Here is a 13,525-nt window from a genome sequence, read left to right on the forward strand (position 1 = left end):
GACCGTCCTGGCGAATGTCGGCTGTGGGCCGCCAGTGACGGCGGCCCGGTCCATTAGATTTCAACACTTTCGGAGATGGCAAGCGCGTCTTCTAGGTCCACGCCCAGATACCGGACCGTGCTGTCCATCTTGGTGTGTCCCAGAAGAAGCTGAACGGCGCGCAGGTTCCCCGTCTTCCGATAGATCTCCGCGACTTTCGTCCGGCGCATGGAGTGAGTTCCGTAGGATGTGGGGTCCAGGCCGATGGATGACACCCAATCCCGAACGAGACGAGCGTACTGCCGTGTCGAGATGTGCAGGCGCTCATGGAAACGGCCCGGCCAGAGAAATTCCGAGCCGACCATCAACGGCTCTTCCATCCAGCGCGACAGCGATTTCCGCGTTCCTTCCGTGATCTCAAACCTGACCGGCCGTTGGGTCTTGCTTTGAATGATCGATGCACGTTCCTTGACCTGGCCGGAAGCGTAGACGTCGACGACCTTTAGTTTCACCAAGTCGCAGCCACGGAGCTTGCTGTCGACGGCCAAGTTGAAGAGGGCAAGGTCGCGATGGTTCCCGGCGATCTCTAGGCGAACGCGGATGGCCCAGACATGTTTCGGCAAAAGTGGGCGTTTCTGACCTATCAGGCGCCCCTTGTTCCAGGCAGGGCGGCAAGCGCGGATGGCAGGTAAGTTGGCAGTAGGCATGTTCTGTCCTCCAACCTCCTCGCCCAGCCTCGACACCAACCACATGTTGGTGACACAGTATACCACATCAAGCCAGCCCACCGCGAAGGTCTGCTCCGAGCCCAATTTCAGCTTTCCGCGCTGAACGAAACGCCCCTCCGGGCAAGCCGGGGCGGTTCAAATTGTGAAAAGTTTCGTTGAGCGTAAGAGTGAGGGGGAACGGAAGGGCGCCAACTGATGCTAATTGAAACCCGGACATTGTACGTAATGACCGTCCTGGCGTTGATGAGTACGCCGGGACCAAGCCAGTTATTGATGCCCGCCGCGCCTCTTTGTCTCCTAGTTTCACTCATTGTTTGGTGTGCATTGCAGCAGGGACTCTTCCTTGATCGTATCGGTCAGCGTGACATTCTCACCCTTTGTCCACCATTCGTACCGCCCAGACACGTAACGGGCGCCTGAGGCGGAGACCACGTTGACGAATACACGATGATCTTCATCCACTGGCACCAGTGCCAGCACGTCGGATTCTGAAGTGAAATAGTGCACGACGAACGGTTGCCCTTCGTCGCATTCGTATTCTATCGTGCGTATCGCCATGTCTTCGGTATCAAAGCCGAGCGAAAACGAGACGTCCGCCGACGCGGCCGAAGCTAATGCGACAGTTATCGCAATAATTGACACAAAGCGCATAAAATATCCTTCCTGTTTGTCAGAGACGGCCCTAGTAACAGCCGTTGTCCACGATCCTACTCCGACTGTATGGCTCCTACGAACGGCAGAAAAGTCCCGCTCAGCGGACCTTCGTCCTCGGAAAATGCTGCATCATGGACGAATGGCCGGTCTGGTGAAGCTGCGGCGCGGCATCGGCGTGCTGGATGGAAGGCCGCTTTGGGCCGTCACCGTCGCCCAAGCCGTCCCAGTCTCGCCAGCTGCGCCAGCATTTTTGATCCCGAGTCTGCGGATCCTGTGCCGCCTCCGGAACCCGTCTGTCCCATGCCTTGCCGCACTGGCATTTGCTGCACGCCAAAGAACTGCCGCGCCCTGAGGGCTGCGTATTCTGCGCCACTGGCCCCGCCGATGAGGTAGCGATTGTAGGCCTGCTGGCTTCCCATGGCGGCGCGGGCAAAGCTGTAGCCGCCGCCGAGGCCACCGGAGAGGGCGGGCATCATGATGTTGCCGGAGATCGCGCGGACGATGAAGGGCGTGGCGATAATGAAGCCCTTGGCCATGAGCACCATCATGAAGAAGGGGATGAGCGCGCCGATGTTTGAGGCCCCTTCGGGATCGCCTAGTTCACCGATGAGCGCGGAGGAAACGCCTGTGATCGTTGCGAACACGCCTGCGACGACGATGGGGTATAGCGCAAAGGAGATCAGCGCGGACAGCCAGCGCGCGAAATAATCCTTGGTCACCTCGAAGAGGGTCAGGAATATCATCACCGGGGCGATCCCGATCAGAAGCGCGATCATCAGTCGGGAGGCCACGAGGATGAAGGCGGCCAGTCCGCCGAGGATTGAAAGCAGGAGGACGCCGACGATGTCGAGCATGGCGCCAGCCATCCAGTTCAGCTCGGACCCGGCAGCGTTCAGATAGTCGCCCAGCTCCGCGATCAGCCGGTCGAATTCCTCCGCGAAGGTGCCTGAAGGGCCCGGGCTGCCGCCGCCGACGGAAGCTACAAGCGCGCCCGCGATACTGTCGATCCCATAGAGAATGGCAGACGAGAAGGCGTTGAACTGCATCCAATTGGTCGCGAAAATCCCGATGAGCCCGATCTTGACCGCGAGCCAGAAGGCTGTGTGCCCATCCATGGCCCGATATTGATAGATCATGTTGATGCCGACGAGGATCACCACCAGCGTTGTCCCCAAAACCAGGAGCGTGCCGACCGTTGCCGCAACCGCACCAAACTGGGTCTCAGCGGCGGTGTCGAGATAGGCTTGGGAGGTTTCAACGAAGTAGGTGACGACACTCATCGCGGGGCTGCCTTACCAATTACCTGCGGCGTCGCAGATGGCCTTGGCGGCAGTTCGGGCGGCGTTGGCGCGGCGGTTGTAGGCGTCCGAGGCCTGCAACATTTCCCAGCGTTCGTCACTGGCGTGGCGCTCACGAAACGCCCCCTCGGCATCATCCCAGGACGGGAACCGGATCTCGCAAGCGCAGCTGCCAGTCTCCACGATGCGTTCAAGATTTTGGGCTCGGTAGATGTCTTGAACCAGCACGCGCTGATAGGCTTGGTGCAGGGGGATCTCCTGCATCCACACGGGTTCAGCGGGCCGTTCTGGACAGACGTCGAAACTGCGCTCGAGGGTCGGCACGAGATTGCGCTCAGCGAAGCCGGGTGCCGACGTCAGGCCCAGGACCAGCGCAATCAGTGCGAGGGTACAGCCCGCCTGCCTCATGCCGTAGCTCCGGCGAGTGTGGTCTCACGCTTCAGGAAGACCGTGTGTCCCACATTGGCGAATTCCGAGGAGCTGATCGACACCACCTCCCAGCCTTTCGCACCTTTGGCATTCAGGCTGGCCTGCATGTCGGCAAGGCTGGTCTTACGAGTCATGGGAAAGGACAGGATATCGTATTCAAATGTCTTCATGGAGAAGTTCCAATCTCGGTTGCGCCGGGTAGGTAGAATTCGGTGATGCCGCGCCTGCCGTCGTGGCGACCGGCCTGGATGATCACATCGATGGAGTTCTCGATGTACTGGATCATGTCGGCATAGGTCATCGGGATCTCGGTCTTAAGTGCCGCGATCGCGAGGCGCTGCACGGCAAGCTGTGGGGTTTCGGCATGTAGGGTGGTCATGGACCCGCCGTGCCCTGTATTTATGGCTTCGAGGAAGGTCATTGCCTCCTTGCCGCGCACCTCGCCCAGGATGATCCTGTCGGGGCGCATGCGCAGCGTGGCGGTGAGCAGCACATCGGCGGTCTGGAACTCTGCATCGCGATTGGCGATGAGGGTCACGGCATTTGGCTGGGTCGGCAGAAGCTCGGCGGCTTCCTCGATGGTGACAATGCGTTCCTCTGGTGGCACATGAGTGAGGATCTTCCGCGCGGCGACGGTCTTGCCGGTGGAGGTGCCGCCTGAGACAATCATGTTGAGTTTGTTCTCGACGCAAAAAGCAAGCGCATCATCGATGACGCCAGACGTAACAACCTCGCGCAGTTCCCGGGTTTTCTCGAGACGGAGTTCTTCAAGCTTGCGTTCCTTGCCATAGAGGAAATCGAGCGCGATTCCATCGAGCGGCAAGCTTGAGAAAAACCGCAGGCTGATCGACATGGCCGAGAGCACGGCGGGTGGTGTGATGACCTGTGCCCGGATCGGCCGCCCCTTGTAGGTGATTGAGACCGAGACGATGGGGCGGTCCTTGCTCATCGTGGTATTGGCAGAAGAGGCGATCTGGTTGCCGAGGTCTTTCACTTCGGTTGCGGTCAACGCTTGATCCAGCTTTCTCATGAAGTGATCGCCCTGAAATTCTCCCCAGCAGGTGCCGTCAGGATTGATGCAGATCTCGATGACATCGTCGCGTGCTGCGGCGTCGATCCGATCAAGCGAGGTCTGGAGATAGCTCAGCGACATGGGATCAGAAGATCTCCAGATCGCGGTCGACCATGACGGTGACGCGGGCGCCCTGGTCGATATAGATGACCGGACCGATCGAAAGGTAATCGCCAATCACGCTGTCCGTGGCATCGGCAAGATCATCGCCCACGTCTTCGAGCACATCCGCGGCGGTCTCATCCTGCACATTTGCTGCAGCGGCGCTTGGGGCCGCTGAGATCAGCGAAATCAACGCCGCCGAGCCAAAGCGTTCATCAAAGCGCGTGTCGACAAAGCCGGTCACGCCGGAGCGGCCCAACTCGTCACCCCCGAAAGAGCTGATCTGGATGGTTTGATTGTCAGGCAGGATGATCCGGTCCCAGGCGATGGTGACCCGGCGCTGCGCGATATCGACGCCGGAACGATACCGCCCGATCAGGCGTGACCCGCGCGGGATCAGAAGGCGCGAGCCATCGAAACTGAACACATCTTCGGACACGACGGCACGGGTCTGGCCGGGCAGGGAGCTGTCGAGGGCGGTTTCCATGACGGCCTGGATCATCGTGCCCTGTATGATGGTATTGGACGGGTTGGCGATGACCTCGGCTTGCGTCACAGAAGTGGGCAGCGCGCCGTTCAGCACGAAATCCGTCACTTCCCCAAAGGTCCGTTCGGTCAAGGCCGTCTCATTTGCACCGGAGGTGCCGCCAAAGGCAATGGTGGGTGAGGTGATGCGCCGATCCTGAAATGCGCGTTCCTCAGCCGCGCGGCGTTCAAGTTCCGCAAGCCGTCTTGCTTCCTCCTCGCGGCGCAGTCGCTCTTGCTCGCGTGCGCGCAGCTCATCCTGCGTGGGGCCCGTTGGCGCGGGTTGCGGTCGGCTGGCCTCGAGTTGGGCCAGTTCCAGATCCATGCGGAGTTGCTCAAGGCTGCGATCCCGCGCCGTCAGTTCGTCCTGAAATCGTTGCTGTGCGGCTTCCGAGGCGGCTTGTAGCGCCGCGATCTGAGCAGTCAGCGCGTCAATTGCCTCTGCGGCGGCGGTGTCTTCCTCGACAACTGGTTCAGGGGCGTTGCGCAACTCCTCGATCTGGGCCTGCAGGGCGGTGATCTGCGCCAGAAGCTCCGCGTTGGGCTCGACGGGGTCTGGTCCGACGAACACAACCTCGGGCTCGGGCGGGGGCAAGGTCTCGATGGCGCCAAAGCCATCCCCTTCGTTTTGGAAGACGTCCGGAGTGGCCGTCGGCAAGGCTTCCTCTCCTTCGGGCTGTGAGAGGAGATAAAGCATGGCACCACCCGCGCCGATGACGAGGACCACGACCAGCGCGAGAAGGGGCGACCGGCGCTGCGCCGCTATGGGCGCGCGGGCACTGCCTTTCTCAAGGGCGGCGAGGCGCCTTTCCAGCTCGGTGTTCTCGGTATCGCTCATGAGGTGGCCTCCGCGGGCGGGATCGCCTCAATGCAGACCACTTCTTCGCCAAGTCGCAGGACCCATTGGCGGTTCACGCCGCTGACGCGGATCACGTCGTTTTCAGGAATTTGCGTGTTGACCGTGCGCTCGCGGCCGCCCGCGTAGCGGAAGATCGCGGGCACAGGCGCGTTTCTTGGAAACGCGAAATACGTAAACGTCCCGTCATCCCAGATGCGCGTTGGCGTGAACTCGGTCCGCGCGCTGGCGCCGTAGTTGTAGTTCGGCGCTTGGGCGGCGATGGCCCGGGTCGGGCGCGCAGCGTCGTCAGGGTAGCGGAACTGCACCACGTAGAAGGTCGGGCTGCGGACCTCCTGGACGTTGAAGTAGTAGCTCCGGCGGTTCGTATAGACTGTCACATTGGTATGCACCCCGCGCGCCACAGGCTTGATTGCGAAGGCCTGACCGCCCGGGACGCCGTCGATCTCGAAGCCCTCGGTGTCGCCCGCGATGATCGAGCGGATGCTTTCGCCCTCGCCGAACTCGATGGTGGTCACATGGGTGAGCGACACGCTGAGGCGGTAGACCTGACCCTCCTGGTAGGTGGCCAAGCGCACTCGGCTGTCGTTGGGACCACCACGCGGGATGGCTTCGGCAGAGGCGAAGCCGGGCAACAGGGCAATGACAAAAATAAGCGATCTTATAAACAACAACGTCAGTTCTCCAATCTGTCGGAGCGGATGGAATATTCGAGGACGGTGAAGCCGAATGGATTGGTCCAGACCTCATCGATGGAGCGGCGGGTCTCCGGGCGGAACTCGAAGAGAAGCGTCGCAGTGAAGAGGCCGGTCTGGGTGCCGTTAATGGACGTCAGGCGCTTGCGCAGGCGGACCGTCGCGCGGTTGGTTCCGATCCGGTTGATGCTGAGGATCTCCACGTCGAGCCGCGCATTGGGGCCATAGACCGTCGGCGGGTAGTTCTCATTTGCGCTGTTCCAGATCTGGCGTAGCCCGCTCTCGGCAGCCCCGTCAGAGCGGCGCAGGACGCTGCGGATGCGCAGGTCGTTGTCGAGCTGGTTGTAGACCTCGCGGTCGGTCACATAGCGGAACACTTCCGCCTCGATGATCGCCTGGTTGGCGGTCACCGAGGAAGCGCCCACCGATGCTTCGGGGAGTGCAAAGCCGGTGGCGGGATCATAGGGGACAACGACGGGGGGCGGATCGACATCGAGGATCGAGACAGCCGCGGCACTCAGACAGCCGATGATGCCGATGACAAGGCCTATCAGGCCAAGACGCTGCCAAAGCCGTTCACGGCGCAGGGCACCGTAGACCAGCTCTTCCTCGATGATCTCTTGTTCACTCGCCACGCGTCACACCCCGCACTCACTCGGCCCGCAGCTCGGGCAGCGTGAAATCCATGAAGCGCTGCTCCTCGGCGATGGTGGCGGCATCGATCACGCCGCCGGTGCCATCGCCCACGGTTTGAATCGCTTCCAGCTGCCACATTGCCACGAGGGCGATGGCCAATTCAGCCGTCACGCGCGTGTTGAGATCGACGCTTTGCTTGAGCTCTTCCATGTCGTCGATGAGCCCGACAAGGCGGTCTACCCGCTCGAGCGACTGGCTGGCATCTTCATAGCTGTTCTGGGCGGCGGCTGAGACGAGTGCGCCGGTTGTTGCCTGCGTGGCCACACGGTTGGCCCCGGGATTGCCGCTGGTGGCCATTTCCGAGAGGGTGTCTTCATCGAAGCCGAGATCGGCCAGCACCCGGTCCATCTGGGTTTCGATTTCGCTTGCGCCGGAGCCCGAGAGGCCCGAGAAATCCCCAGTCTTGATCGCCTCAATCGTGGCGAGGATGTCCCCGAACTCTTGGTCGAGCAGACCGTTCAACTCGTCTTCCATTTCCGTCCGGATGATTTCGGGAAGCTCGGCAAGTCGGGTGAGAGCCTCGTAGGTTCTTTGCAGCTCCGCGAGTTGATCCGTGAGAAGGCCGAGCTGTTCACGGAGCTGCGTCAGCTGCTCGTTTTGCAGGATCTCGTCTTCGATCATCTGCCGCAGCTGCTGGATGTTTTGCGCGATGTTCTGGGTGTCGACGACCGGTACACCTTGTGCTGCGGCAGGGGGTAGGGCGCTGAGCTGCAAGCCAACGCCAAGTGTCGTGGCCAAAGCTGTCCTCAAGAGCAGATGTCCCATCATTCAATCTCCCTGATCGTAAAATCCATGAACGCGCCTTCGGCCATGCGGGCGCTGGCCTGGGCCAGCTCTTCGGCGGAGAGCACGCGGGTGCGGGCGGCCTGAAGCCGGATGCGGGCGGCCACGAGACGCACCAGTTCGGCGCGGGCATAGGTGTTGAGCGCGATGCTTTCCTGAACGTCTTCAGTCTCAGAAATCCGTTCGACGATATCCGCAATGCGCAGGGTGGCCTGCCTGATCGCCGCAGGCGAGTTGTTGCCATAGAAGGACGCGCCGTGCCCGGTGATTGAGAGGTTGGCATTGGCGAGAAGCGCGGGGTCGATCGTGCCAAGCGCTTCGATCCCGCCGATACGGGTCAGATAGAGATTGTAGCGTTCAGGGATAACCTGGACGTAGTGCTGGGTCTCGCGGAAGGGTGGGACGCCGCCATACTCGAAAACCCGGCCGGGTCCGGCGTTATAGGCCGCGAGGGCGTTGATGATGTTGCCATCGAATGTGTTGAGCTGGGTCGCGAGGTAGCGCGCGCCGCCATGCACCTGCAGGTAGGGGCTGTCGTAGTATTCCGGGTTGATGCCGAGATCGCTGGCCGTACCGGGCATAATCTGAGTGAGGCCAAAGGCGCCGACCGGCGAGCGTGCGCCAATGGTGAAGCGGCTTTCCTGCCAGATGAGAGCCTGCAGCAGGGCCCGCCATTGGACCGGAGAAAGGCCCGCGCGGCCCACGCCCGCAAACCCGCTGGTCTCCTGGGCCACGCGAATGATGAGTTGCTCGATGCTTTCCGCCGCATCGCCGAACATCTGCGCGCCGCCAGGGTTGGGATCGATTTCGGCAGTGCCATAGACGGCCTCGACGGAGCGGTCGGGATCGCCGCTGCCGCTCTCCAGCCCTGAGACCATGGCCGGCAGCCCCTGACCGCCGAAGCTGGTCTGGGCATCGAGGATGCGTCGGAGGGTTTCCAGCTGCTCCCGTTCGATCTCGGCGATGAGTTCGCGCACGGCAAGCTTGTCGGCCTGAACAGCCAAGTCTGCCTCGCGATCGCCAGTCTCGACGATGTCACGCGCGGTCAGCCCACTGTCATTGGTCGGCACACCTTGAGACAAGGCGAGACCGGGCAGCAGGCAAAACGCCAGGATATGAGGCAGGCTAGACTTCAACGTCGCCCTCCGGCGCACCGAGCGGTGCGAAGTGGCAATCCTGGGCTGTCGCTGCCGTCGAGGCGAGAAAGGAAAAGCAATTGGCCTGCGGCTCCCGATACTGGGTGCAGGAGGCCAGTGCGCCGAGCGCAGCCAAAGCGACAAGATTACGGATCATGAAAGCCTCCAAAAATCTGGGCGGTTGCGGTAATCGGCGCCGACAAGCGCTTCGCCCTTTTCCATGCCGCCAAGGATGGTGAGTGTGGGGCCAAGGGCGCTCAGATCGGCATCGACGACGATCGAGCCCTGATCGTCGCGGATCAGTGCGAGGCGGCTGTTGCTGCCCGTGTTGAGAAGGACGTCGAGCTCCTTCTCCGTGAGGTTCAGCATGGCGTAGTCCGCAGGCTGCGCGCGGATATTGGGCAGCAGGATCTGCGTCGGAACGGCTTCGACGATGGTCTTGCCGGTCCGGGTGCGCTCAAGCTGGCTTGCGTATTGCGTCATCATCACGGCAACCGTGTTCTGCTTGCGCGCGGTCACCAGCCAGTTCGACAGCCGCTCGGCGAAATATGCGTTGTCGAGCGCCTTCCAGGCCTCGTCGATCACGATGATGGTGGGGCGGCGGTCCTCGATCTCGCGCTCGACCCGGCGGAAAAGATAGGACAGGACCGCCATCCGTTCCTTGTCGGCCTCGCTGTCGAGAATGCCGGTCAGATCGAAGCCCACGAGATCGCCTTTGAGTGAAAAAGTGTCCTCAAGGCTCTGCCCGAAGATCCAGCCATAGCGGCCGTCTTCGGTCCACTCGAGCAGGCGCTGGTGCAGATCGCCGCCATCGTCGGTGGACACAAAAAGCGATGCGAAATCCCGCCAGTTCCGCAGGGCCGGGTTTGTGGCCTGCGCGTTCTGGCGCACGACTTCCTGGATGCGGTTGGTCTGCGCCGGGGTCAGCGGCTTGTCGGCGCGGTAGAGCAGGGTTGTGAGCCAATCCGAGAGCCAGGCGGTGCCGCGCGCATCCGTCTCGGTCCAGAGCGGGTTGAGACCCGTGGGCTGGCCTGCGTTCAGGGAGGCGTAGCGCCCGCCATTGGCACGGACGGCCATCTCCATGCCAAGACGGTAATCGAAGACGAAGATCCGCGCCCCTGGGCGACGGGCTTGGGTCATCAGGAAGGCGGACAGCACCGATTTGCCCGACCCGGGCCGCCCCATGATCAGGGTATGTCCGCTGGTCGGTTCTTTGTCGGGCGAGCCTTGTTCGTGATAGGAAAACCGGTAGGCGCTCTGCTCCGGCGTCGGAAACAGGGTGATGACCTTGCCCCAGGGCACTTTGCTGGCCGGTTTGCCGAGTTGGGTCCGGTGGAAGGCCGCGAAATCCGCGAAGTTGCGATTGGTGATGGCACTGGCGCGCACGCGCTTGGGCTGGTTGCCAGGATGCTGGCTGAGGTAATGCGCTTTAGCCGCGACGCGCTCGCCGATCATCTTCACGCCTTCGGCGGCGGCGGCGTTGACAATTTCGGCGCTGAGCGTCTGCAGCTCATCGATCGTATCGCAGAAGATCGTCACGACCATGTGGTGCTCGCCAAAGCTCTGGCGCTTGGCCTCGAGATCATCTGCGGCGATGTCGAGTGCTTCCATCAGCGAGAGCGCCGCATCTTGGCTGGCCTGCATCTGACGCTTTTGCCGCTTGATGCGGCCCGCCATGAGGTTCGAATTGATCGGCGTGAAGGAATGGGTGACGATCATGTCGACCGGCAGGTTCAGCATGTCGAACATGGTGCAGGAGGTGCCTTCCGAGTATTCCCCGATGGTGAAACTCTTGCCGTAGCGGTGTCCCACGACGCCTTCGGAGAGCTCGAAGTGATCGCCTTGAAACGTCACTCGCGTGTTGGCGACGTTGCAGGACAGGAAGCCATAGGTGTTCGCCGGATAGAGCGGCAGTTCCTGGCCAGTGTTGAGGGCCCCCAGAAAGCCGATCAACTCGCCGGACTTGGCCGAAAGCACACGTGGGTTCAGCTCCGTCAGGCCAGACAGGAACACGTTCACGGCCTCGGCTAATCGGCGAAGGCGCTTTTCGGTCGCTTCCTTGAGGCGATCCGGCGCGCTGCGGTTCAGGAACGGCAGGACGCTTTTCGGAGGCGGGCGATGGATCACCGTGAGGGTCAGGGTCTTGTCGCGCAACCCGCTGGTCTCGAGTTTCTCGCGCCAGAGACGGTCGACTTCTCCCGCGAAACTGTCCTCGCGCAGCGGCTCGAGGTCCAGCGTGATCGCCTTCGAGACCTTATGGACGTAATAGCTGAACTCCGGCCCCAATTGCGCAATGATCCGAGCAAAGAGCGCGGTCACCTTGTCGAGATATGCGTCATCGGTCGTGTAGCTATTGACCCCGTCGAGCCGGATGCACTGGAAAAGCTCGTTGACCCGCGTCCGCACGGTCTGGTCATCAACTAAGCTCACATAGGGCAGCATGTGCGCGAGGCGGGTCTCGCGTGAATACCACTCTGGTGTCATCGTGCGGGGATCGAGCGCAGCATCACGGGGCATAGCTGTCCCCGCCGTGAATGCTGCGGTTCCGCGTGGGCGGGGTTTCCTGCAGCGCCGTCATCATCACGTCGATGAAGCGCGGATCCCAGTCTGCGGCCTTCCAAAGCACCGGGTAGAGCAGGGCCGCGACAGCCAGCACCGCGATATGCTGGACCCAGACGAAGAGAAGCACGGAGCCGAAGAGCCAGACCATCGCATACATGATGGGCAGGCCCAGGAGCTTGGGCGGGCGCACGAGGCCGAGAAAGAGAGGCGAGCGCTCAGCCACCGGCAAAGACCGCCGCAACGATGGTGGGGGCGGCGGCGACACCAGCGATGCCGACAAGCACCCAAAGCGCTTGGCGCAGGTCGATGATATTGAAGAACCAGCTCAAGAAAACGCCGAGGACCGCGAGTGTGGCGATGACGACGCCAAGCGGGCCGGTCAACGCATCGACGATACCTTGCAGCAGGCTCTGGATTGGGGAGAGGTCGATGCTTTGCGCCAGGGCCGGTTCTGCAATGAGCAGGAAGATCGCCAGCGCGGCGACGAAGAGGTTTGAAATCTGTTTCATGAATTTGATCCTTCCAATCGGGCTACGACAGCCATGACGCGGGCCACGTGGTTCTGGGTTTCTCGGTAGGGGGGAACGCCGCCATACTGGCGGACCGCATCGGGCCCCGCGTTGTAGGCCGCCAGCGCCAGATGCGGATCGCCGAAGGTTTCCAGCATCATCGCGAGGTAGCGGGCGGACCCGTCGAGGTTCTGCAGCGGATCACGCGGGTCGACGCCCAGATCACGCGCAGTTGCTGGCATCAATTGACCAAGGCCAATGGCACCCGCACTTGAAATCGCATCCTGCCGGTAGGCGCTCTCAACCTCGATATTGGCCCGGTAGAGAGCCAGCCAATCCCTCACGGAGAGCTCTGCGCGCCGCAGGCCCGGATGGCCGGCATAGCGCAGGGCCGTTGCCTCAATGCCTAAGAGAACATCTGCGCGGGGCAGGGGTGCTGGCTGGGCGAGTGCCGCAAACCTCAGTGCGTCAGGTTCGGAAGCTGCTTCAGTCTCGCCAAGAATGGCCAAACCATCGGACGCCGATCCCTGACCAATGCCGTCATTGTAGTTCCGGGCAAAACCGCTCTGAGAGCGGGAGGGGGTCAGAGAGCCGTCGCTCTCCATGACCAGGACCATCTGTGCGGAGGCAGGTGCTGCGACCAGCCAGAGACAGACGAGGCTAGGTGTCAGCGCCCTTGTCTGATGGGACTTTGTCTGGCGGGGCGAATTTGTGCGTACGGCTTGTCCCCGCCTCAAGCGGCAGGTCGACATGCGCAAAGCCAAGGCCAATGAAGAATGACACCACGCCAGAGATCGTCTTGAACTCGCGGATCTTGATATCGTTGTAAGTCGTCCGCGTACGGGCGGTGACGAGGAGCTTTTCCACGCCATCATCAGAGACAACGCGCATGATCCAGACCCCGTAATAGCTGGGGCCTTTCTTATGTGCCGACTCCTGGCACAGGATTTCTGCGCTATAGCCGCTTTCCACGAGTTCGCGGAAACGTGCTTCCGTAACCACATTTGGTGCTTCGATGTCCCAGTTCATGGCCCGGCTCACGCTTTCTCCAATGGCGCGACCCCAGGCATTCCCACTTGAAGCCCAGAGTTACGATAGTATACTATCAACCGCAAGATGTAATATCGTGCTTTAGCTGTAGTTTGGTCATGCAAACACTAGTCACGGCCAGTGTCTGCGATCAAGGAGATAACAGGTTTGAGAAACCCAAGGTTGACATGCCTGCTCCCATTGCAAGCTATAGTCCTTCTAATCTGCGTTCCCGGGCCGGTTTTGGCGGAATCCTGCTTCGCCCCGGCCCGTCCTTTCCTGCCAAGCGATTCGCAGGCGGCGCGGGACTATGCGGACATCATCCGTGGCGATTTCGAAGACTACATCCAGGATATCCAGAGCTACTTCCGTTGCCTCGACAGCGAACGCGCCCGCGCTTTCGAAGAAGCGCGCGAAGTCAGCGAGGACTATGGCCGATTTCTACAATTGGTAGGGGATTGATGGGCAACCT

The 13,525-nt window shown here is 61.5% G+C and carries 18 protein-coding genes; 1 reads left to right on the forward strand and 17 read right to left on the reverse strand.

The genetic code is table 11. The features are described from left to right. Positions 1-53: 53 nt before the first annotated feature. The 17 genes from PAF18_RS16665 to PAF18_RS16745 all read right to left on the reverse strand — a co-directional run bounded on the left by PAF18_RS16665 (position 54) and on the right by PAF18_RS16745 (position 13,053). Complete coding sequence (locus PAF18_RS16665) at positions 54-686, reverse strand: tyrosine-type recombinase/integrase (protein WP_119747105.1); 633 nt, start codon at positions 684-686, stop codon at positions 54-56. A 324-nt stretch (positions 687-1,010) separates the two neighbouring features. Further along, positions 1,011-1,358 (reverse strand): MliC family protein, encoded by a 348-nt coding sequence (locus PAF18_RS16670; RefSeq protein ID WP_271118307.1) that lies wholly within the window; start codon positions 1,356-1,358, stop codon positions 1,011-1,013. A 206-nt stretch (positions 1,359-1,564) separates the two neighbouring features. Next, positions 1,565-2,641, reverse strand: a complete 1,077-nt coding sequence (locus PAF18_RS16675) for a TrbL/VirB6 family protein (RefSeq protein WP_056037075.1) — start codon at positions 2,639-2,641, stop codon at positions 1,565-1,567. Between the two features lie 12 nt (positions 2,642-2,653). Continuing rightward, positions 2,654-3,067: a hypothetical protein gene (locus PAF18_RS16680; RefSeq protein WP_271118308.1), complete on the reverse strand. Its 414-nt coding sequence runs from the start codon at positions 3,065-3,067 to the stop codon at positions 2,654-2,656. Continuing rightward, a complete protein-coding gene (locus PAF18_RS16685) occupies positions 3,064-3,258 on the reverse strand; it encodes a DUF4177 domain-containing protein (RefSeq protein ID WP_133344176.1) in 195 nt (64 codons plus the stop codon). The genes PAF18_RS16680 and PAF18_RS16685 overlap by 4 nt, the downstream gene beginning before the upstream one ends. Continuing rightward, entirely contained in the window at positions 3,255-4,241 is a 987-nt protein-coding gene (locus tag PAF18_RS16690; RefSeq protein WP_271118309.1) for an ATPase, T2SS/T4P/T4SS family, read from the reverse strand. Before PAF18_RS16690 ends, PAF18_RS16685 begins: the two co-directional genes overlap by 4 nt. A gap of 4 nt (positions 4,242-4,245) precedes the next feature. After that, positions 4,246-5,625, reverse strand: a complete 1,380-nt coding sequence (locus tag PAF18_RS16695; RefSeq protein ID WP_271118244.1) for a TraB/TrbI/VirB10 family type IV secretion system protein — start codon at positions 5,623-5,625, stop codon at positions 4,246-4,248. Beyond that, complete coding sequence (locus PAF18_RS16700; protein WP_271118245.1) at positions 5,622-6,317, reverse strand: TrbG/VirB9 family P-type conjugative transfer protein; 696 nt, start codon at positions 6,315-6,317, stop codon at positions 5,622-5,624. Before PAF18_RS16700 ends, PAF18_RS16695 begins: the two co-directional genes overlap by 4 nt. 2 nt (positions 6,318-6,319) lie before the next feature. Then, complete coding sequence (locus tag PAF18_RS16705) at positions 6,320-6,973, reverse strand: VirB8 family type IV secretion system protein (protein WP_271118246.1); 654 nt, start codon at positions 6,971-6,973, stop codon at positions 6,320-6,322. Between the two features lie 16 nt (positions 6,974-6,989). Beyond that, on the reverse strand, positions 6,990-7,799 hold the full coding sequence (locus PAF18_RS16710) for a type IV secretion system protein (RefSeq protein ID WP_271118315.1): 810 nt from the start codon (positions 7,797-7,799) through the stop codon (positions 6,990-6,992). Continuing rightward, on the reverse strand, positions 7,799-8,953 hold the full coding sequence (locus PAF18_RS16715; protein WP_434802276.1) for a lytic transglycosylase domain-containing protein: 1,155 nt from the start codon (positions 8,951-8,953) through the stop codon (positions 7,799-7,801). Before PAF18_RS16715 ends, PAF18_RS16710 begins: the two co-directional genes overlap by 1 nt. Then, positions 8,943-9,110: a hypothetical protein gene (locus PAF18_RS16720; protein WP_271118248.1), complete on the reverse strand. Its 168-nt coding sequence runs from the start codon at positions 9,108-9,110 to the stop codon at positions 8,943-8,945. Before PAF18_RS16720 ends, PAF18_RS16715 begins: the two co-directional genes overlap by 11 nt. Next, entirely contained in the window at positions 9,107-11,470 is a 2,364-nt protein-coding gene (locus tag PAF18_RS16725; RefSeq protein WP_271118249.1) for a VirB4 family type IV secretion/conjugal transfer ATPase, read from the reverse strand. Before PAF18_RS16725 ends, PAF18_RS16720 begins: the two co-directional genes overlap by 4 nt. Next, positions 11,460-11,738 (reverse strand): VirB3 family type IV secretion system protein, encoded by a 279-nt coding sequence (locus PAF18_RS16730; protein ID WP_009808059.1) that lies wholly within the window; start codon positions 11,736-11,738, stop codon positions 11,460-11,462. Before PAF18_RS16730 ends, PAF18_RS16725 begins: the two co-directional genes overlap by 11 nt. Next, complete coding sequence (locus PAF18_RS16735) at positions 11,731-12,024, reverse strand: TrbC/VirB2 family type IV secretion system protein (RefSeq protein WP_110281104.1); 294 nt, start codon at positions 12,022-12,024, stop codon at positions 11,731-11,733. Before PAF18_RS16735 ends, PAF18_RS16730 begins: the two co-directional genes overlap by 8 nt. Further along, positions 12,021-12,641, reverse strand: coding sequence for a lytic transglycosylase domain-containing protein (locus PAF18_RS16740; RefSeq protein ID WP_034452016.1), 621 nt, complete (start codon positions 12,639-12,641; stop codon positions 12,021-12,023). The genes PAF18_RS16735 and PAF18_RS16740 overlap by 4 nt, the downstream gene beginning before the upstream one ends. A 43-nt stretch (positions 12,642-12,684) precedes the next feature. After that, positions 12,685-13,053, reverse strand: coding sequence for a hypothetical protein (locus PAF18_RS16745; RefSeq protein WP_242115333.1), 369 nt, complete (start codon positions 13,051-13,053; stop codon positions 12,685-12,687). Positions 13,054-13,263: 210 nt separating this feature from the next. Here PAF18_RS16745 and PAF18_RS16750 point away from each other — a divergent pair, with 210 nt between their 5' ends. Beyond that, entirely contained in the window at positions 13,264-13,515 is a 252-nt protein-coding gene (locus PAF18_RS16750; RefSeq protein WP_076981275.1) for a hypothetical protein, read from the forward strand. Positions 13,516-13,525: the final 10 nt, after the last annotated feature.

The organism is Paracoccus sediminicola (assembly GCF_027912835.1).
Taxonomy (GTDB): domain Bacteria; phylum Pseudomonadota; class Alphaproteobacteria; order Rhodobacterales; family Rhodobacteraceae; genus Paracoccus; species Paracoccus sediminicola.

Coding starts and splice junctions, on each gene's coding strand:
- PAF18_RS16665 (WP_119747105.1), bottom strand. CDS start 686: ATGCCTACTGCCAACTTACCTGCCATCCGCGCTTGCCGCCCTGCCTGG.
- PAF18_RS16670 (WP_271118307.1), bottom strand. CDS start 1,358: ATGCGCTTTGTGTCAATTATTGCGATAACTGTCGCATTAGCTTCGGCC.
- PAF18_RS16675 (WP_056037075.1), bottom strand. CDS start 2,641: ATGAGTGTCGTCACCTACTTCGTTGAAACCTCCCAAGCCTATCTCGAC.
- PAF18_RS16680 (WP_271118308.1), bottom strand. CDS start 3,067: ATGAGGCAGGCGGGCTGTACCCTCGCACTGATTGCGCTGGTCCTGGGC.
- PAF18_RS16685 (WP_133344176.1), bottom strand. CDS start 3,258: ATGAAGACATTTGAATACGATATCCTGTCCTTTCCCATGACTCGTAAG.
- PAF18_RS16690 (WP_271118309.1), bottom strand. CDS start 4,241: ATGTCGCTGAGCTATCTCCAGACCTCGCTTGATCGGATCGACGCCGCA.
- PAF18_RS16695 (WP_271118244.1), bottom strand. CDS start 5,625: ATGAGCGATACCGAGAACACCGAGCTGGAAAGGCGCCTCGCCGCCCTT.
- PAF18_RS16710 (WP_271118315.1), bottom strand. CDS start 7,799: ATGGGACATCTGCTCTTGAGGACAGCTTTGGCCACGACACTTGGCGTT.
- PAF18_RS16720 (WP_271118248.1), bottom strand. CDS start 9,110: ATGATCCGTAATCTTGTCGCTTTGGCTGCGCTCGGCGCACTGGCCTCC.
- PAF18_RS16725 (WP_271118249.1), bottom strand. CDS start 11,470: ATGCCCCGTGATGCTGCGCTCGATCCCCGCACGATGACACCAGAGTGG.
- PAF18_RS16735 (WP_110281104.1), bottom strand. CDS start 12,024: ATGAAACAGATTTCAAACCTCTTCGTCGCCGCGCTGGCGATCTTCCTG.
- PAF18_RS16740 (WP_034452016.1), bottom strand. CDS start 12,641: ATGGTCCTGGTCATGGAGAGCGACGGCTCTCTGACCCCCTCCCGCTCT.
- PAF18_RS16745 (WP_242115333.1), bottom strand. CDS start 13,053: ATGAACTGGGACATCGAAGCACCAAATGTGGTTACGGAAGCACGTTTC.